The 19905-nt window shown below is 43.7% G+C and carries 19 protein-coding genes; 3 read left to right on the top strand and 16 right to left on the bottom strand.

Annotated elements, in window-relative coordinates; all coding sequences use genetic code 11:
• Positions 1 to 81: 81 nt before the first annotated feature.
• Together pgeF and rluD are read right to left on the bottom strand one after the other, a co-directional pair.
• Complete coding sequence (gene pgeF, locus CTT31_RS12195; protein WP_260491352.1) at positions 82 to 798, bottom strand: peptidoglycan editing factor PgeF; 717 nt, start codon at positions 796 to 798, stop codon at positions 82 to 84.
• A 1-nt stretch (position 799) separates the two neighbouring features.
• Entirely contained in the window at positions 800 to 1777 is a 978-nt protein-coding gene (gene rluD / locus CTT31_RS12200) for a 23S rRNA pseudouridine(1911/1915/1917) synthase RluD (protein WP_010371027.1), read from the bottom strand.
• A 124-nt stretch (positions 1778 to 1901) separates the two neighbouring features.
• Here rluD and CTT31_RS12205 point away from each other — a divergent pair, with 124 nt between their 5' ends.
• Positions 1902 to 2666, top strand: coding sequence for an outer membrane protein assembly factor BamD (locus CTT31_RS12205; RefSeq protein WP_010371025.1), 765 nt, complete (start codon positions 1902 to 1904; stop codon positions 2664 to 2666).
• Positions 2667 to 2884: 218 nt separating this feature from the next.
• Here the strand turns inward: CTT31_RS12205 and glnB are convergent, their stop codons facing one another.
• On the bottom strand, positions 2885 to 3223 hold the full coding sequence (glnB, locus tag CTT31_RS12210) for a nitrogen regulatory protein P-II (RefSeq protein WP_010371023.1): 339 nt from the start codon (positions 3221 to 3223) through the stop codon (positions 2885 to 2887).
• Positions 3224 to 3360: 137 nt separating this feature from the next.
• Between glnB and CTT31_RS12215 the strand changes: the two genes are divergently transcribed.
• A complete protein-coding gene (locus tag CTT31_RS12215; protein ID WP_245008175.1) occupies positions 3361 to 3897 on the top strand; it encodes a GspH/FimT family pseudopilin in 537 nt (178 codons plus the stop codon).
• A gap of 99 nt (positions 3898 to 3996) precedes the next feature.
• The gene (locus tag CTT31_RS12220; protein ID WP_249122408.1) at positions 3997 to 4503 is read left to right on the top strand and encodes a GspH/FimT family pseudopilin; all 507 of its coding nucleotides are present in this window, start codon (positions 3997 to 3999) and stop codon (positions 4501 to 4503) included.
• Between the two features lie 314 nt (positions 4504 to 4817).
• Here CTT31_RS12220 and CTT31_RS12225 read toward each other — a convergent pair whose 3' ends face one another.
• From CTT31_RS12225 to murJ, 13 genes are all read right to left on the bottom strand, one after another.
• The gene (locus CTT31_RS12225) at positions 4818 to 5255 is read right to left on the bottom strand and encodes a type IV pilin protein (protein ID WP_039496964.1); all 438 of its coding nucleotides are present in this window, start codon (positions 5253 to 5255) and stop codon (positions 4818 to 4820) included.
• Positions 5242 to 8376 (bottom strand): pilus assembly protein, encoded by a 3135-nt coding sequence (locus tag CTT31_RS12230; protein WP_260491353.1) that lies wholly within the window; start codon positions 8374 to 8376, stop codon positions 5242 to 5244. The genes CTT31_RS12225 and CTT31_RS12230 overlap by 14 nt, the downstream gene beginning before the upstream one ends.
• 22 nt (positions 8377 to 8398) lie before the next feature.
• Entirely contained in the window at positions 8399 to 8860 is a 462-nt protein-coding gene (locus tag CTT31_RS12235; protein WP_039496960.1) for a type IV fimbrial biogenesis protein PilX, read from the bottom strand.
• Positions 8848 to 9855: a PilW family protein gene (locus CTT31_RS12240; protein WP_130125991.1), complete on the bottom strand. Its 1008-nt coding sequence runs from the start codon at positions 9853 to 9855 to the stop codon at positions 8848 to 8850. Before CTT31_RS12240 ends, CTT31_RS12235 begins: the two co-directional genes overlap by 13 nt.
• Positions 9852 to 10406 (bottom strand): type IV pilus modification protein PilV, encoded by a 555-nt coding sequence (gene pilV / locus CTT31_RS12245; protein ID WP_045990204.1) that lies wholly within the window; start codon positions 10404 to 10406, stop codon positions 9852 to 9854. The genes CTT31_RS12240 and pilV overlap by 4 nt, the downstream gene beginning before the upstream one ends.
• A 117-nt stretch (positions 10407 to 10523) precedes the next feature.
• On the bottom strand, positions 10524 to 11210 hold the full coding sequence (locus CTT31_RS12250; RefSeq protein ID WP_211858051.1) for a LytR/AlgR family response regulator transcription factor: 687 nt from the start codon (positions 11208 to 11210) through the stop codon (positions 10524 to 10526).
• Entirely contained in the window at positions 11207 to 12211 is a 1005-nt protein-coding gene (locus CTT31_RS12255; protein WP_211858053.1) for a sensor histidine kinase, read from the bottom strand. Before CTT31_RS12255 ends, CTT31_RS12250 begins: the two co-directional genes overlap by 4 nt.
• 13 nt (positions 12212 to 12224) lie before the next feature.
• The gene (gene ispH, locus CTT31_RS12260) at positions 12225 to 13154 is read right to left on the bottom strand and encodes a 4-hydroxy-3-methylbut-2-enyl diphosphate reductase (RefSeq protein WP_039496951.1); all 930 of its coding nucleotides are present in this window, start codon (positions 13152 to 13154) and stop codon (positions 12225 to 12227) included.
• Positions 13154 to 13594, bottom strand: a complete 441-nt coding sequence (fkpB, locus tag CTT31_RS12265) for an FKBP-type peptidyl-prolyl cis-trans isomerase (RefSeq protein WP_010370993.1) — start codon at positions 13592 to 13594, stop codon at positions 13154 to 13156. Before fkpB ends, ispH begins: the two co-directional genes overlap by 1 nt.
• Complete coding sequence (gene lspA / locus CTT31_RS12270) at positions 13591 to 14094, bottom strand: signal peptidase II (protein ID WP_039496949.1); 504 nt, start codon at positions 14092 to 14094, stop codon at positions 13591 to 13593. The genes fkpB and lspA overlap by 4 nt, the downstream gene beginning before the upstream one ends.
• Before the next feature lie 9 nt (positions 14095 to 14103).
• Complete coding sequence (gene ileS / locus CTT31_RS12275) at positions 14104 to 16932, bottom strand: isoleucine--tRNA ligase (RefSeq protein WP_260491354.1); 2829 nt, start codon at positions 16930 to 16932, stop codon at positions 14104 to 14106.
• Between the two features lie 21 nt (positions 16933 to 16953).
• Entirely contained in the window at positions 16954 to 17880 is a 927-nt protein-coding gene (gene ribF, locus CTT31_RS12280) for a bifunctional riboflavin kinase/FAD synthetase (RefSeq protein WP_010370985.1), read from the bottom strand.
• Positions 17881 to 17947: 67 nt separating this feature from the next.
• Positions 17948 to 19510, bottom strand: a complete 1563-nt coding sequence (murJ, locus tag CTT31_RS12285) for a murein biosynthesis integral membrane protein MurJ (protein ID WP_260491355.1) — start codon at positions 19508 to 19510, stop codon at positions 17948 to 17950.
• Positions 19511 to 19905: the final 395 nt, after the last annotated feature.

A 19905-nucleotide genomic window follows, 5' to 3' on the forward strand; every position in this document is an offset into this window, starting at 1 on the left:
ACCCATATAAAATATCGAATTACCTTATTTATGGGTATTAACTGAACGAAGATCAAGCGTAAAAGTAATAATTTACCCTGATTATTTGCGCCAAATCAAAGTTGCCATACGGCCCGTTGTTTTGTCTCTACGATAGGAAAAATACTGCTCGGACATAGTTACTGTACAGTGTTTATCGCCGTAAAAATCCTTTACACCTTGCTCGCGTAATAACGATTGTGCAAGCTTGAAAATATCCGCAAGATATTTACCGTCTTTTTTAGCAACAAATGCCGTATTTCGTTGCGCCTCAAAAGCCTGTACTACGTCTTCACCCACCTCGAATGCACTAGGCCCAATCGCAGGGCCAAACCATACACAGATCTCTTCAGGTGCACAGTTAAACTTAGCCAGTGTTTGCGAGATAATTCCAGCAGCGAGAGGCTTCCAACCACCATGGATAGCGGCCACCTCTTCACCATCTTTTGATGCAAGCAGAATGGGTAAGCAGTCTGCTGTCATGATAGCCAGTGGTGTTTGACGCAATCGAGTGTATAAGGCATCGGCGTGATGGACCTGCGCGATTTCAAACTGCTCGTCGACCACCACCACTTCTGCGCCATGCACTTGCTCAAGCCATACAATCGGGTTGGCCACATAGCCGTGTAAAATTCGGCGATTTTCGGCTACATGTTCAGCATTATCACCAACATGAAAGGCTAGGTTAAAGCTGTCATACGGCGGTGCAGAAACACCGCCCTTGCGCGTTGTTGATAATGTCCCAACGAATTGGGTTAATGGCCACTGAGCAAGTTGCATCTTATAACGTTAAATCCGGGTTTTCTTTGGTATCTTCTCTGAGCGCTGCCACCAATTTAATCATATCTTCAGGCACAGGCGCTTCCCATGTCATCTTCTCGCCAGTAATCGGGTGAGCGATACTCAGTTTTATCGCATGCAATGCCTGACGTTTAAACTCTCTTAATTGCTCGGTTAATCCTTGAGTCGCATTTCTTGGTGGACGAGGACGGCCGCCATAGAGCTGATCGCCAATTAGTGGGTGATTCAAATACGCCATGTGTACACGAATTTGGTGCGTTCTACCGGTTTCTAGGCGCAGGCGCAGGCGCGTGTGTGCTCGAAACTTTTCAGCAACACGGTAATGAGTGATAGCTGGCTTACCCATCTCATGGACTGCCATATGTGTACGCTTGGTTGCGTGACGACCGATTGGCTTTTCAATCATGCCACCTGCCGTCATCGTGCCATTACAGACAGCTTCGTATTCACGTGTGAAGTTTTCACGCGCTTGTAGATTCTTCACCAAGTGCGTTTGTGCTTGAATAGTTTTCGCCACGACCATTAGACCAGTAGTGTCTTTGTCTAGACGGTGTACGATACCAGCACGAGGCACGTTAATGATTTCTGGATGATGGTGCAGCAGAGCATTTAACACAGTGCCATCTGGGTTACCGGCACCGGGGTGAACCACCAGCCCCATCGGCTTGTTTATCACAAGAATGTCATCATCTTCGTAAACAATGTCTAACTCTATATCTTGCGCTTCGTATTCACGTTGTGCTTCTATAACCGTCTCGATAGCGACACTTTCACCACCAAGTAACTTTTCACGAGGGGTGTTGAATACTTCACCATCTACGGTGACTTTATCTTCAAGGATCCAAGTTTTTATTCTTGAACGAGAAAAATCCGGGAACAATTGCGCCAATATTTGGTCTAGACGTTTACCACCGAGTTCGACTGGAACCTCCGCTTGGAGGGAAATTTGCTCTGACATCTGAAACTTTACCTAATTTACCAGTGCAAGCCGTGCTCGACTGGGTTAGAATCGTAATTAATGCATAGTTTACTCGGTTTTGCCGAGTTGGCCTAGCCGAAGAAAACAAAGGTAGTAAAATAAAATGATTAAAAACTTAAGGACACACGCCTTTAGGCTGGCGTTAGCCGCGTCTGTTTTGGGTTTGGCAGCCTGTTCATCCGCACCAGAACAAGAAGATATTGAACGCGTACCAAACAAATCCGCCCAAGCGCTTTATGAAGATGCTAAACAAACATTAGATTCCGGTTTATATGCCCGCGCCATTGAATTATTGGGCGCGATTAATGCTCGTTACCCGTTTGGCCCTTATGCAAGACAAGTTCAAATGGACTTAGTCTATGCATATTATCAAACAGGTAACACTGACCAAGCTCTTGCCACTATTGATCGTTTTATTCGCTTAAATCCAAATCATAAAGACCTAGACTACATGTACTACATGCGAGGCCTGGTAAGTATTAAAGCTGACGAAAACGCATTCCAAGAATATTTTGGTGTCGACAGAGCCGACCGCGATGCCAATCGCACCCGCGTTGCTTTTCAGGATTTAACCACGTTAGTTAAAAACTATCCAAACAGTCCGTATGCACCAGAGGCTAAAAAACGCTTAGTATGGTTACTAAACAAAATGGCTCGTTACGAACTGAGAGTCGCTGAATATTACTTCGAGCGTGAAGCATATCTTGCCGCAGCAAACCGTGGTAAATATGTAGTAGAGCACTACTCTCAAAGTAGTTATCTGACCCAAGCTTTTGACATTATGGAAAAAAGCTACCGCAAACTCGGCCTGCCAGACCTTGCAGATAACGTGAAAAAAGCCAAATCGGTTAACGCACGTAACAAATAAATAGAGTGCTAAGTCACGATATCACCGATGTCGTGACTTCTCTCCCAGCAGTGCTCGCCTTCAAGCATTCTACAGCAGTAAAAAATACTTGTTTCCTGTACATAGACATCAGCCGTCAGCGTATTTTATTTGATTGTAGTTGTAATAAGGAAGGAATTAGGCTGCCCATAATAGAAGGTAAGCAGCCTTAAAAGGTAAGCATTTGACTTAACAGCGTATTAAATCGCTTCTTCGTCCTCTTCACCTGTACGGATCCGAACCACACGCTCAACATCGGTCACAAAGATTTTACCGTCACCAATTTTGCCCGTTTGCGCAGTTTTTAGGATAACTTCAATGGCTCTGTCAACGTCTTCATCTGCGGTAACAATATCAAGCTTTACTTTAGGCAAGAAATCTACCATATATTCAGCACCGCGATATAACTCAGTATGGCCTTTCTGACGACCAAAACCTTTTACTTCACATACCGTCATACCTGTGATCCCCACATCCGAAAGCGCTTCTCGGACATCATCAAGTTTAAACGGTTTAATTATTGCTTCTATTTTCTTCATGACTATCTCGATTCCTTTGGTATAGCGTCGATTTTAGACAATCCGCTTGCCCAAGGCAAACAAAGACATTGAAAGTTGAAGTGATTTCACGCAATAATATTAATCATAAATTATTACTTTTTGGTTGTGAGGCGGTAATGAAACAATCAGCAGGATTCAATCTACTAGAACTGATGATAACCATCGCTATATTGGCTATCGTATTGGCCATTTCATTTAGCTTTGATGGCAACCTGCTGCAACGCAACCGAGCAGAGTCCTTCTTACAAGAATTACAGCGCAATATCGCTTTTGCTCGTGTAAAAGCAACCGCCGCAGACGAAATTGTCATTTTATGCCCAGCTCCCCCAGCCAATATTCAAGCTAGGAGTTCATTTACTTGCCAAGATAATTGGGCAACGAACAGAATTAGCGTGTTTGTTGATAGTGATAAAAATGGCACATTTAGTAATGGTGATACTATCCATAGAACGATGGAGGTCGTAGACGATAACGACACTATGGTATTTTCTGGTGACAATCGTCTAAGGTTTGATTCAAGTGGACTCTTAAGTGGTTCAAACGCTGGCAATTTTACCTATTGTCCAGGTAGTGACGACAACAATCAGCAGTTGAGTGTTTCAACTGCTGGCACAGCATTATATCGAGGAAATACAACAGATACCTGTGGATAACCACAAAAGTACTGATGCGCAAAATATCTCAAAGTTCCAATCTTGCCTTTAATATATAAACGACTAGGCTTAAAGAAAATATAAAACGAGGCAAAGGATATGCATCGTCATATGGGTTTTTCCCTATTGGAATCTTTAGTGTGTTTGGCGATTATCACCATCGTCAGTTTATTTTCTCTTCCCAGTCTTACGACTTTATTTCAGTTTGATAAACCAAAAATAAAACTAGAAGCGTTGCGACGAGCCATTAATTTTGCTCGCATTCAGGCCGTTGCAAGTGGTGCAACCGTTACTTTATGCCCACTGAAAAACAATCGCTGCGACGACAAAGAATGGCACACTCAGTTAACGGTTTTTATCGACTACCACCCTCAAGGTGAGTTTTCAGGCGATGATTATAAATTAGCGGTTGTGGACGCAGTAGACTCAGGTGACAAGCTCACCTACCCAAGAAACGCCATTATATTTCGCCGCTTTGGCCATCTCGCGGGACTCTATAACGGTACTTTTGTCTATTGTAACGCAAGTTCTACCGTGGGGTTGTCGTTGTCAGTTAGCTATACTGGGAGAAGCACTCTAAAAGATACTGATGAGTGTCAAAAGTAAATAACCTAAGCTTCGGATAATTAATGCCTTTCTAGCAGCCAGTTTTTGCGCTAACAGCGTTGAATTCACTTCCAATAGCCCGCTATTGGTACGTAAATTCGCCTTGCCTACAGGATGTAGGTACCTTAGCGAGAGCAGGACGCGGAAGCGGTGTTAATCCCAAAACTTTCTGGCTAGATAGGGAAATAATTTAATGTAATATTAAAAACAATGAATTAGCTCATTCCTTATCCAAACCTCAGGTTAAATAACCTAAGCTCGGGGATAGTTAGTATGAATACAAAGGGGAGTTAGCTACTCCCCCCCCCCGAAAATTAACGTTCCCAGCACCTATCTATAGCGTCTTGATCCGTCGTCCCAGTAACACCACGAACCCCAAGTTCATCAATAGTTAAAGCTGGGCACTGTTCATCGCCTCGAACCGGCCCTGCTACGGCTGTTGCAACGATTCTAAAGGTATCTGCAGTAACGTTTTCAAGTGTTACATTGAAATAACCATTTTCCGTTGCCGTCGCTACACCGATTGCCGCTAGATTATCGCTGTAAACTCTATTATCAACAAAAAACTGCTCTTGCTTATTCGCGGCATCAAGTAACAAAGTCATGGCATCAGCCCTTGCCCCTCTTCTCACATACTCAGTGTAATTAGGGTACGCAATCGCAGAGAGAATACCGATGATCACCACCACTATCATTACTTCTATCAAGGTAAAACCTGATATTGCTTTGTCTAGGGTACTATTTCTTCTCATCACTATCTTCCCTCTTATAAATGTAAAGTTGTCTTGTTCTGATACCCGAAGTTTTATTTTTAAAGATAATAACCTTGTCGTCATCTCCCACAACTGGCACTGGTTCCCCTGGTATTCCCGGCGGTATAAATGGATTGCTGCCATCAGCTATAATCCCAGGGCCTGCGATATAAGGAACTCTTTTGCCCTTTTCATCTTTGCGTACAACTAGAGTCGGCGTATCCGGTAAATCCTGTGAAGTAACATAAGTTTTACCTGTACCATAATGTAAATGGAACATGTAAAGCTGCCCTTTACCACCTGTTAATGTGCATTGTTGGGTTGTCTGATCTGCTGGTGTAAATGAAGTAAAGTATGCGACTCCTCCAATAACAGTAGCTCCAGAGAGCGACTTTTCGCCCCCTGATAACTGATACTTCCAGCCATTAAACTTAGCCAGCTCTACTTCTAGTTCAATAAAGTCGTCAATATTGTCTACAGCATTCCCAAATGGATCGTTCTTCATTTCCATTAAATCAGAAATTAATATAGGGTCTGGAATGTCATTTACAAATGACTGAGTCTTCGTATGTATGTCCCTAATCATGAAAAGATAGTCAGTCACGCTTGAATCTGTCGGCTTAGAGCGATTACCACTACCAATAACAATGGCATCAAACGGCGTATCTCTGCGCTCTTTAATCAAATTCCCGTTATATCTAGTCTCTGTTACCTTACTATAAAAAGTACGAGCAATATTTGGACGATAAAAAAAGCGTCTATCCTCATCAGCAAAGCTACTCCCCAAACGCGCCAACTCAAAATGAGTCCAAGGCTCAGTACTATCAGATGGGTTTGGACCGGGTATATCAATTCTCCAGATACTCCCTGCGGTATCCGCTAAATAAATTCTATCAATATAGCCATCGTAATCTGAGTCCGTTAACGTTGGCTCCGCAACAATACTGTGCTTACCTTTAAACGCATCTCCAGTGAGCGACCAAACGATATCAGCATTGTTTGACATGATATCAACCATGTAAATCCCTACGCCTTTATCATTATCATCGCTACGCGAAACATTGTCTTTATTGGTATTGTATCCTGCTGCAAAAACCAATACCGGTCTATCCTTTTGCTTTTCAATGAAAGTCACCACGGGCTTGGACCACGTTTGCCCCAAGTTCTTAAACTTGTTTGAATCACCGGAAATAGGCCCACCCCACAATAGTTTGGGTGAATCTGGATTGGTAATATCAAAGCCATAGTATTTATTGCCGCCGCGGCGCATTCCCACAAAGGCCCAAACCTTATCACCCGCTTCCACCTTACGATTTTTATTCACATCGTGAAAGTACACAGTAATAGGTCCATCTAAGCCATACAGTTTCGTTTCTGCTTTACGTGTTTTGACTGGATTCAGGATAGGTAATAAAGAACCTGGGATAAATGCCCAGCTTTCAGTTACGCTATTACCTTGATCTTTAAACATATGAAGCATGCCGGCGTTGGTGCCAATGAGCACGCGAATATCGCCATTGCCATAGTCGACCGTTGCAGGCTTTGAGTGTAGGGGATCGGCGAATATGTCTGGCCTTCTTTCAGATCTCAAACCGTCATCATCATCATCGTCGACGTCTTGACCTATCGCCCAATTAAAAATACTTTGTATCTCACTTTTACTTGCACCGCTTAACTCCATTGCTGTGGCAAGTTTAGTTAAATTACCATAGGCACTTTCGGCGTTATTGTAGGTGAAATCAACTAAATCACCGCCACCAAAATCAGACAGTACTTTTCTAGTAACCTGATTTTCAAGCGCATAGTTAACTCCTCCTTTTTCAATATTGTTGCCATCTTTTGATTCCGCTTGCGACCAATATGTTGTGATATTGCTATCAATCGCACCTTTATCATTTATCGCTTTAGTCAGTTCCTGACCTACTATCTCTGTGCCCACAAACTTAAGCTTTTTCAGGTTGCCACGCCAGCGAGTATGTGTCTCTGGTTTAAACTGAGTGTAATAAAGTGCATCACCTGTTTGGGTTTGATCTTCAGCATTGGCGGACACCGTTGGTGAACTAAAACTTGCACTCACATTTCTGATATTGGTAATCGTGGTTTTGAGTACATCCGACAGTTCATTTGCGGTATTGGCGTGCAGGTATTGCCCCCCTCCTTCCTTAGCAGTTTCCGCAAGCAACTCTTTACCTGTATTAGACATACCGTTACCAAAGCCGATCGTAAAGACTCGCGCAAAGTCATGTTCATCTGGAGTAGAAGGATATAAGTCAACTTTAATTTGAGACGTACCGCGCATTGTTTTGGCCAAAGCTGGTAAATAGTTTTTGGTAACACCAGAGCCTTCATTAATGTCGAAATAATTAGGGTAGGCGCCGTACACTGAGTAATATTCATTAACGATACTTGTGTTAGAGTCAGTATCACTGGTAGGGTCGCCATCCGTCATTAAAATTAAGTTGATTGACGTATCACACCGCTCTTCTTCGCCACGCACGGGGGTAAACGCAGAAATATAGTTGCTCCCACGTTCAATCCCTTTATCCCTATCGTTTCCGCCATTAGTGCCCCAATATACGCCGCCACCTTTAAGATAGTTATATAACTCCCAAAGCGTTTCTGACAATGGTGTCGAGCCATTTGCAGGCAATGCGTTGATCTTATCCACAATATCGCTGCGAGTGCTGCCGATGCCGTTTAGAATATAGCCCCCACTTGCTGAATAAAGCCGAGATAAGCCAAACCTAATATCGTCATTATCATTAACTAAACTGCGCATGGCGTTTTTTGCAACTTTTAGGCGGCTATCCGCGCAGCCCTGAACCGCTTGATTATATTGGTTCGCTTGATAACAGTTACTGCCATTAAAACACTCTGTTTCTCGGTAGCCGTATCGCGTTTCATAGTACCAGCCATTCCAAACACGATATGAATAACGCTCATAACACGCCTTACCATTTTGAGAGTCCCACGCCATACTGCCTGATGTATCGAACAGCATCAGTACCCGAGGTTGCTCACGAGTAGAAACATTATGTTTAACATAAAGCTCAATGTCTTCCGCTTGAGCGGTTTGTGATAGCGCTATTAATGCAACTATCGTGTATATTAACTTATTCATATCAGTTACTCGAAAAAGGCTGTTAATTTGAAACGCTCACAATTTCCTGACCAATTCCCATCACTATGGTGACGTTGTGACGTCCCCTATCACCATATTCCACAGTGGCTTCGACTTCCGTCATGTTGCACACAAACCCCTCTGTATAGTCGTATTGACGTGGACAAAACAGCTCTAGCTCACCATTATTTAGGTTAGTCACAGTGGCTTGTAGGCCATTAGGCGTTTGTACTGTTGTGCCTTCGTCTGCTAACTGCTGCCTTGAACGCAAAAAAATATTGTCCGGACGCGGCTGCTCTTGCTGAATTAATCTTTGCATTTCACCAAAGAGTAAGCTTTCAGCTTCTTCTCGTTCCATGACGGCATGGGTCATTTTTATATCCAACGTACTGGTACTCATTAACGTTACTGCAACCGCCATTATGGCGACTACCATGACCATCGCCATGATCAGTACTACACCCCGTTGCTTTACATTTCCCATGCTGAGCCTCCCATGTTGTACATTGATATTGTGGTTGAAAATACGGTACGTCTAATGGCATCGTTATAAGTCAACGTCCTTTTATTAGGGTCATTCCCTAATACGTAAGATCGCGACTGTACCCCAAAGTCAACATCCGGTTCTAGCACCCTTACCAATACAAACAGCTGTAGGGATAAGATGCCTCTTGTAGCGCCCCAGTCAGCATCGGACATATTTGTTGTATTTCTATATCTATCCACTCGGCCGTCAAAATTGGTATCTAAACCAAAAACAAAACGAATTTGTTCAACGCCTTCGATCACTAATTCATCCTTCATACCACCGTTTACATGTAGCCTTTGCCTTCTTAGAACGGGGATAGTAATAGTACGATTATTAATTACCTGCTGCTCTTCACTCACATAATATACATGGTGACTATATGGCCAAAGTGTCGCATTCACGCTTGGCATGTTGCCAACATTGCCACCTGCAATAAATTCGGCTTGCTCTTGCTGTGCAATAAAATAATACCTAGTTGATTGGATAGCACCTGCGTCTGGCACAAGACCTGTTACCTCTACAGGACTCCCTTCCAGAAACTTCACCTGTAACACTTCTGATTGTGGTCGAGCTTTAGTTATGCATCCCATTGCCGTTGCATTTGTTGTGAATGTTGCCCAAATAGGCCTGAAATTAGCAGGCTCATTGTTCGGAAAACTACCATTGTTTATCCCACCAGAGCAGTCACTTCCTGGGTTAGCTGGAGCGGCTTGATTATCATCCGTGAAACCTTGATCGTAAAAAGTCCCCCAAAAGCCAACTTGCTCGATATCCCGCCGCATAATGGAAAGCGCTAAACGTCCTTTCTCTTGTAGCTCTCCAATACTCATGGTGTCGTTGGTCGTCGCTTTCATACCGACATAAGTAGCAATGACGCCGCCTAACAACAATACGCCGATAAACATGGCGATCATGAGTTCTAACAATGTAAAACCTCGGATTTTGTTCACGGCTGACTCCTTAACAAGACAAAAGTTTCCATTACAACTGCACGCCGTCTATCGTCTTCAACACCACACCCGGCTGCTGGATTATTTTCCAAAGCGGTCATTGCCTGACGCCCTCGCCAAGTGACAATAACCTGCACATTTACCCCAGATGGAGTGGCACCTGCGGTTGGATTAATACACACAATCGCGTTATCCAACGAACCCGTATTTTCCCTTGCTCTTATCGCTTGACGCCAATTAGCAATATCTGTTTTCGCAAGCGTTTCTGCATTACAGCGCTGTGTATAACACGTGGTGTTTGCCTGTACATCTTCGGTGCTATTAAAGTCAACATCGTAAAGTGTGGTTATATTTGCCGCATCATTTGTTCTTATTCTGTGCATGATGTCACTGGCAAGCTCTACCGCAGCGGCTCGCTGCATAGAATCAAAACTTGCTTGTTTAGCTTTTGCTTGTAATGCCACAGCACCAAGCAGTCCAAAGCTTAAAATCATAAACGCAATAAGCACTTCTAACAGTGTGAAGCCATGTTGCTTTAGCGAAATATGCATATCTCAACCAGAATTCAATTGTCCTAGCCTCAGTGTAAGCCGTCGTCTTTGAAACTCAATATGGGATAGTATGAAAGGTCTATTGAGGCGATAAACGGTTTATTCACCGCTTAACACTCAAAATAATGTTTTTAGTTGGGTGTAAGCTCTACGGCTAACTTCATAGCGATTGGGCAGCGACTTGAGGCAAACGTAGTGCTTTTGTTCATGTAGTTCTAAAGCAGAAATTTCTGTTCGCTTAACTAATGTACTGCGATGGATTTGAATAAAATGTGTTGGAAACTTATCTAACAGTGACTTGAGTGATATGTCAATTAGTGCTTGTAGGCCGGAATTCAAGGTTACTCGCGTATATTTTTCATCCGCCTCGGCAACAATAACATCCGAAACCTGAACGTAACGCAACTCACTGCCAACGTAATAGCCTAGCGTCTCCATACTCGGAAAGATAGTAGTTAATAAAGCATCTAGCTTATCACTATCTAGTGGCTTCACTAGATAACCATTGGCGTGCAGTTCAAATGCTTCTAACGCATATTCCGGATGCGCTGTTAGAAACACGATTTTCATCCTCGGAAATTGCAGGCGTAATTGGCTCGCAAGCTCAACACCTGACTGACCCGGCATCGAAATATCAAGAAAAATTAGCTGCACAGACTCCTGCTTTAGTAGCGCTTCCACACCGTCAGCGCAGTCAACTTCACCGATACAACGAAAGCCTACGTGCTTTTGCATTAATCGCTTAACGCGAGCTCTTGCCAACGGCTCATCATCCACAATAAGGTAAGATATTACTGTTTTCATAGCGGTAGCGAAAAACTGACGGTATAGCTATCTTGACTGGCTTCAGTTTTAAAATCAATGGGCTGATTGTAGTGTAAAGCCAAGCGGCGTCTGATGTTACTTATCCCAATGCCATGTCCTTGGTGCGTCGGCTTTAATTTTGCGTCATAGCTGTTAAAAATTACCACCGCTAAGGTGCGTTTACTACAGTGAATATAAATACGAATATCCGCTCCATTTGGGTTTGGCTCTACCCCATGGCTAACCGCGTTCTCCACCAATGGCTGTAATATCAACGCAGGGATCAAAACATCTCCCAAGACATTGTCTAACTCCCACTCTACCCTCAAACGCTCTGCAAAGCGCCACTGCTCAAGTGCTAAATACGCTTTGCATAAAGATATTTCACTTTCCAGCGGAACAATATTTTGTGTGGACATCGCAGCGCGAGATAAATCGGCAAGGGCTAATGCTGACTTTTCTGCTGCATTTGGATCGATATGAGTCAATTCGGCCACGGTATTGAGTGAGTTATATAAAAAGTGCGGCCGAATTCTCGCATGTAACGCTTCAAGCTCCGCTTGAGATAGCGCTTTCACCTTACGAATATTATCGGTAAAGATAGCTAAGAAATGCGCGAAAAGTGTGATAATGCAAAGACATATTGCGATGTTACGCCATAAGCTCAATTCAATTTTTGCCTCATCAATCCAACCGAGCAGTGTAAAACCATAGGGAAAAGCCGTACTAGTGACAACAGTACAAAGCACGAAGACAGAAATGAGAATACCTGCTTCAACTAGATCTGAGCGCTTCTCAACAGCGTGGCGCACAATCGCTATCACGGCAAGTGATAAAAAGGCAGTGAAATGAATAAATAAGCTGCTTAATCCAAGGGATTGCCAAAACGCAGTCGCGGAAATCAGCGTATATAAAAAGGCTAGGATTTGCGAGGCAACTAGCAATGCTAGCACACCTCGCTCACTCAATAGTGCAGACAACAACCTGATACGCGGTGTCATCGTGCTAACTCTCTTATCTGAGTTCTACTGGTACGGCAAACACGACATTTTCTTCTTGTCCAGGGTTCTCAACTACCGTTTCCCCACCAAGTTCTTTAAGTCGAGTGATAACCTGTTGAACCAACACTTCAGGTGCAGATGCGCCGGCAGTTACACCTACCTTTGCAACCCCATCGAACCAAGTTTCTTCGATGGAAGAGGCATCATCGATAAGAAATGCCTTAGTGCCCATTTTATCCGCAAGTTCTCTTAAGCGGTTAGAGTTAGAACTATTTTTCGCACCCACCACAAGCAATAAATCAACTTTGTCCGCTAAGTCGCGAACTGCATCTTGGCGGTTTTGCGTAGCATAACAAATATCATCTTTTCGAGGACCACTGATGTTCGGAAACTTGCTACGCAGTGCGTCAATTACATCCGCAGTGTCATCTACCGATAATGTTGTTTGACTGCAATAGAACACATTGTCAGCATCTTTCACTTCGAGTGCTGCTACATCCTCTGGTTTTTCAACGAGATAAATACCACCATTCGGATTGTCATACTGACCCATAGTACCCTCAACTTCAGGGTGCCCATGGTGCCCAATCAAAATACACTCAGTACCTCTGCGGCTAGCACGCGTCACTTCCATATGCACCTTTGTCACTAACGGACAAGTTGCATCAAAGACTTTTAACTCTCGGCGCTTCGCTTCATTGCGTACTTGCTGAGAAACACCATGCGCGCTGAAAATAACAATACTGTCGTCTGGCACTTCATTTAGCTCTTCAACGAATACCGCACCACGAGACTTCAGGCCATCAACAACGTATTTGTTATGAACAACTTCATGGCGAACGTAAATAGGCGCTTCGAAAATATCGAGTGCACGCTCAACAATGCTGATCGCTCTATCTACACCTGCACAGAATCCTCTCGGGTTTGCCAGCAAGATATCCATTAGTTATTTACCTCAAGAATTTCAACTTCAAACGTTACTTTTTGGCCTGCAAGCGGGTGATTGAAATCGACAGTTACCGAGTCGCCGGCTACTTCTCGGATCAATCCAGGTAAGTCAGTACCATCAGGTTGCGTAAATGCAATGATGCTACCTACTTGAGCGGGGGTTTCTGCACCAAACTTGCTTCTATCAACATAATAGATGTTATCAGGGTTTGGTTGTCCAAACGCGTCTTCTGGCTCTAGCTCAAAAGATTTTTCATCGCCTGCTTTTAACCCAAGCAAACACTTTTCAAAATTTTCCGTCAGGCTGCCATCACCCATAAATAGCTTAGCGGGTTTATTATGAACTTTGGTAGAATCTGCTGCTGAACCGTCTGATAACTTGATTGAAAAATGGAACAAGACTTCAGACTTTGCTCCAATTAGTTGCTCACTCACGCATTTTTCTCCTGTGGTTTATCGCCACTGGTAAAGGCATCGAAAATTAATAGTGCAGCACCGCCGACAATCGCCATGTCTGCCACATTAAACGCTGGATAATGCCAATCCTGATAATAGAAATGTAGGAAGTCAATCACGTAACCATGAATGATACGGTCGTATAAATTTCCTACAGCACCACCTAATACCATTGCATAGGCCAATCCCAACTTCCAATTTGATGCCGGCAATTTACGTAGCCAAAAAATCAGTAAAGTGCTAATCGCCACGGCGATACCACTTAAAAAGTAACGCTGCCAGCCACCTGCTTCACTTAGGAAGCTAAAAGCCGCACCATAGTTATGCATATAGGTGAGATTGAAAATAGGCAAAATATCAATGGACTCATAGAGTTCCATTTCAGCCATAACCAGTGCTTTGGTGAAGTAGTCTACTGCAAAAAGCAGTAGACTAAGCCACAACCACACCAGACCACTTTTCTGTGTAGTTTGTGTCACGTTTTACTCCTAGGCGAATTGACGTTGCTCGCCGTCACCTTCAACGTTACTAATACAACGGCCACAGATGTCTGCATGTTGCTCATCCGTACCTACGTCGTCGGTATAGTGCCAACAACGATCACACTTTTTAGCCGATGTTGCCGCTACACTAATGTATAAACCATCAATTTCTGATGAAATGGCATTTTCTGGTTTGCTGTTGACTACTTCTACCGTTGCTTTTGAAGTCAGTAAAACGAAGCGCAATTCGTCGCCAATGGCATTGAGCTGCTCAGCTAAGTCACCGCCAGTATATAGCGTTACTTCAGCCTGTAGCGTCGCACCGATCACTTCTTCTTTACGTGCATTCTCGAGTACACGGTTTACTTCATCACGCACTGCCAGTAGGTTTTGCCAGTATTCGTTATTCAACGAACCTTCTGTCGCCCCTTCAATTGCATCATACCAAGTATCCGTGAATACAAACTGGCCGCGCTCACCTGGTAATACTTCCCAGATTTCTTGTGCAGTAAAGCTCATGATTGGCGCCATCCAACGTGTCATCGCTTCAGCGATATGATAAAGCGCTGATTGACAAGAACGACGGGCATGGCTATCACTTTTCGCGGTGTACTGACGGTCTTTGATAACGTCTAGATAGAACGAGCCCAATTCACCAGTACAGAAGTTCATCAGCTTTTGTGTTACTTGAAGCATTTGGTACTTGTCGTACGCTGTTTTGATCTCAGATTGTAGCTGCGCAGCACGCGCAACAATCCAGCGATCTAGCTCAACCATATCTTCAATTGCTACTAAATCCGTTTTTGGATCGAAGCCGCTTAGGTTCGCAAGTAGGTAACGACTTGTGTTACGAATACGACGATAACGGTCAGCTGAGCGCTTAAAGATTTCATCTGACACGGTCATTTCAGCCGAATAATCAGTAGAAGCTACCCATAAACGTAAAATATCTGCGCCTAGCTTGTTCATAATGTCTTGCGGCGAGATCACGTTGCCTAATGACTTAGACATCTTATGGCCTTTTTCATCGACCGTGAAGCCGTGCGTTAACACTTGCTTATATGGTGCATGGCCGTTGATAGCAACTGAAGTCATCATTGATGACATAAACCAACCACGGTGCTGATCCGAGCCTTCAAGGTAAAGATCTGCAGGACCTGTTAAATCTTCGCGTGCATCAACAACACAAGCATGTGTTACACCTGAGTCAAACCATACGTCTAGTGTATCTTGTACTTTTACGTACTGTTGAGCATCTGCTTCACTTAACAGCACGCTAGGCTCTAAGTCGTACCACGCCTGAATACCCTTTTCTTCCACTAATTTAGCAACGGCTTCAATAAGGGCTTCCGTTTCAGGATGTAGGCTGCCAGTGTCTTTATCGACAAATAACGCGATTGGTACACCCCAAGTACGCTGACGTGAAATACACCAGTCAGGGCGACCTTCAACCATGTTTGCGATGCGGCTTTCACCCCACTCTGGTAACCATTCTGTCTTTTTGATTTCATTCAGTGAATCAGCACGTAGGTTAGCCTGATCCATGCTGACGAACCATTGTGGCGTCGCACGGAAAATAATAGGAGTTTTGTGACGCCAGCAATGCGGATAACTATGCGTTAATGCCTTATGGCGGAACAACACACCTTTCTCAGTTAATAACTCAATGATGCTGTCATTTGCTTTAAGTACGTGCTGACCTGCAAAAATCGGCGTATCTGGTAGATAAACACCATTTGCACCAACCGGGTTTGCAACTTCTAGACCGTAAGCCTGACCCGCTGCAAAGTCTTCTTGACCGTGACCAGGTGCTGTGTGAACGATACCAGTACCTGAGTCTGTTGTTACGTGCTCACCTAAAATAACAGGCACATCGAAATCTAAGAATGGGTGTGCAACGCGCAGATTCTCAAGCGCAGCGCCTTTCGCGTAACCTAGTACGTGGAAGTGCTTGAATCCAAAACGATCAACAGCGTCTTTGACTAATTCAGAACCAAGCACAATACGCTGCTCTTGACCTTCATCTTCAATTTGTACCAGTGCATACTCTAGCGCACCGTGTACTGCCACGGCGCGGTTTGCAGGCAATGTCCAAGGCGTTGTAGTCCAAATTGCGGTACTTACTTCGCCTTTGCCTTCATGGCCTTCGGCCAAGCCAAACGCACTAATGATTGCCGCTTGATCAGCAAACACAAACTTTACGTCGATTGCTGGCGATTGTTTGTCTTGGTATTCAACTTCTGCTTCTGCAAGTGCTGAACCACAATCCGTACACCAGTGAACTGGCTTTGCACCTTTGTGCAGGTGACCATTTTTGATAATACGACCAAGCACACGAATAGCATTGGCTTCAAAATCAAAGTTCATGGTTAAGTATGGCTTATCCCAGTCACCTAACACACCAAGGCGTTTGAAATCTGTTTTTTGGCCATCAACTTGCTTTTTAGCATAGTCGCGGCACTTTTCACGGAATTCAGCAGCCGATACTTTCTTACCTGGTTTGCCTACTTTCTTTTCCACTTGTAGCTCAATTGGAAGACCATGACAGTCCCAACCAGGTACATAAGGCGCATCAAAATCAGAAAGCGTTTTTGACTTAATAATAATATCTTTTAGGATTTTGTTTACTGAGTGACCTAGGTGAATATCACCATTTGCATACGGAGGACCGTCATGCAAAATAAATGGCTTTTTACCTTTTTTCGCAATGCGAATTTGACCGTATAGGTCTTCTTCATACCATTTTTTCAGCATCTTTGGTTCGCGTTGCGCCAAATTACCACGCATCGGAAACTCAGTTTCCGGTAGATTTAAAGTATGTTTGTAGTCGCTCATTTATCCTACTTTCCGTATCGGCTACGTTAAAGAAAAACACTGTTTTGCATTGCTAACATCACGACTGATTTGTTCTGTTAACTGCGACAATGTTTCGAATTTTTGCTCATCGCGAAGCTTTTCAATTAGCTCCACTTTCATAAACTGACCGTAGATGGTCTCATTAAAATTAAACAGATGCACCTCTAAAAGGGCTTTCGTTCCGTTTAGGGTTGGCTTAGTGCCAACATTTGCTACACCATAATGTGTTTTGTGATTCACAGTCGCTTTGACCGCATACACACCGCGCACAGGGCTCACTTGGCGTTTTAAGGCAATATTTGCAGTATGGAAACCAAGCTCTCTGCCTTTCTTCCAACCGTGAATAACACGGCCTGAAATGGCATAGGTATGGCCCAACATATCATGTGCTTGACGCAAATCACCAGCCGCAAGTGCCGTGCGGATCAATGTGCTACTTACACGACAATCTTGCTTGCGAAAACTTGCCGTGTCTTTTACTTGCATACCTAGCGGTTCGCCCACTCGTTTTAGCATTGCAAAATCACCAGCACGTTCACGGCCAAAACGAAAGTCATCGCCGACCGTGAGCGCCTTGGTTCCAAGCTTTGTCACTAGGACTTCTTTGATAAATTGCTCTGCATCTTGCGAGGCAAACTTGCGATTAAAGTTGACGCAAATGACTCGCTCTATGCCAAGCTCTTGCAACAGGACTAGCTTATCACGTAATCGCGTCAGCCTAGCCGGTGCTTTATCTTTGGCAAAAAACTCCAAGGGCTGCGGTTCAAATAACATCACTGTACTTGGAAGTTGATAGTGTTTTGCGTCGCTAATCAGCCCCTTCAAAACCTCTACATGTCCAAGATGAACCCCGTCAAAGTTTCCAATCGTCAACACACAACCAAAATGATGTGGTCGAATATTATGGATCCCTCGGATTAGTTGCATAGTGCCGTGCCTTTGTGCAGCAAATATCAAAGAGCCCGATTATACCCAAGTTGCTTAAAAATGCGAATCAAGCATCTCGGATTGTGCTCAATCTTACCCCTAGTATAAATAGTAAACTAAAATAGCTCACCATCGCAGTTACTAATAATCCGCAAAGTAATAGCACCTGCTCCATCAGTCCCCACTCTAGCCATTCAAAGCGTGCGCCGAGAAAGTATACACATACAGCCATCACAACCGCTGAAATAAAGCACCTTAAAGTAAAGCCAAACGAAAATGTGCTTAGCTGATACACCCCTTGCTTTGACAAATGTCGATAAAGTAAAAATGCGTTACATGACGCTGACAATGAAGTTGCTAATGCAAGGCCGATATAGCCAATAAAAGGAGCTAAAAGCAGATTAAACACCATATTCAGTACCATCGAAATGATACCTATACGAACTGGCGTTTTTATGTCTTGTCTCGCATAAAACCCCGGAGCGAGCACTTTTATTAGCATAAAACTTAGCAAACCGACGGAATATGCAGCAACACCTAAGCTGACTTTTTCTATATTGTCTGCATTTTGAGAAACAAACTCACCATGGCCAAATAATACAGAAATGATAAGTGGGCTTGTCACCATCAGCCCTAGCATCGCAGGTAACCCCAAGAAGATGACAAAACGGACACCCCAATCTAGAGTTTTCTGAAAATCTTCACTTTTTTCTCCTGCGTGTAATTTAGAAAGTGCAGGCAGTATCACGGTCGCAATACCGATACCAAATAGGCCGAGTGGAAATTCAATTAATCTGTCTGAATAATAAAGCCAAGCAATCGATCCCGTCACGAGAAAAGAGGCAATGACGGTGTCCAGTAGTAAGTTAATTTGGCTAACAGAAACACCAAATAATGCAGGGATCATTAATGTTCTGACTTTGGTTATTTCAGGGCTTCGCCATGCAAATTGAGGGCGACTCAAGACTTTTAAGCGCAGCAAGAATGGGATCTGGAATAATAGTTGAACAATACCACCAATAAATACACCGAGTGCTAGAGCGTACGCACCTTGTGCAAACTTATCATGGAGAAAAATAGCGCAGCCAATAATCGACACGTTGAGTAAAACTGGCGTAAAGGCCGCTGCGGCAAAGCGATTATAAACATTCAGTACCGCACCGCTAAGTGCAACTAATGAAACAAAAAATAAGTAAGGAAAAGTGAGCTTTAATAGTGCGCTTGCAAGCACAAATTTTTCGGCATCTGCACCACCTTGCCACCAGTCGAGAAACCAGCTTGTGCCAAATAATGCGGCGATCACAGGCGAGCCTATCACCCCTAAAATAGTAACAATAAGTAATACGGTCCCGAGTGTCCCAGCGGCTTGTGCAACGAATAATCTTACTCTATCGTCTCCATGCTTTTCTTTAATTTCTGAAAGTACAGGAACAAACGCCTGAGCAAACGCGCCTTCTGCAAATAACCTACGTAAAAAATTAGGGATCCGGTTGGCGAATAAAAAGACATCGGCGGCCAATCCTGCGCCTAATAGGTTTGCCACGACGGCATCTCGAACTAGCCCCAGAACCCGCGAAATCATAGTCATGGCACTGACAATCATACCCGATTTAAATAACCCTTTTGCCACCTTAACTCCTAAATTCAGTGAATCGCGGCAGATTATGCCACAGTCGTTGTGCATTTAGCACTAGGCGTGCCCTTTCAGCTTTGATACAATACGCGCCATTAACCTTGGTAGGCCTGTTTCACCTTGTGAAATTTGACTGTTTACTTTGGTTCAGACCTGAGATTTTCAAGGCACTTTGTGAAGCCACGCTTTGCAAATTATTAGTGCAACTTGGGATATTACGGGTTTACTTGCCTGCTATAAAAGTAAAAATGTCGCATAGCAACGTTTTGATTTGTACAGGTTAAGAATTGAGAATAGCCCAAGTCGAGTCTTGGGTGTTGAACATTAGGCCGCGCTTGTTAATTTATATTGACTTTTGCGATTAAAACAGGCATATTCCTCGGCCTTTAAAT

Origin of the sequence: Pseudoalteromonas maricaloris (assembly GCF_024746855.1) — a bacterium.
GTDB lineage: Bacteria > Pseudomonadota > Gammaproteobacteria > Enterobacterales > Alteromonadaceae > Pseudoalteromonas > Pseudoalteromonas maricaloris.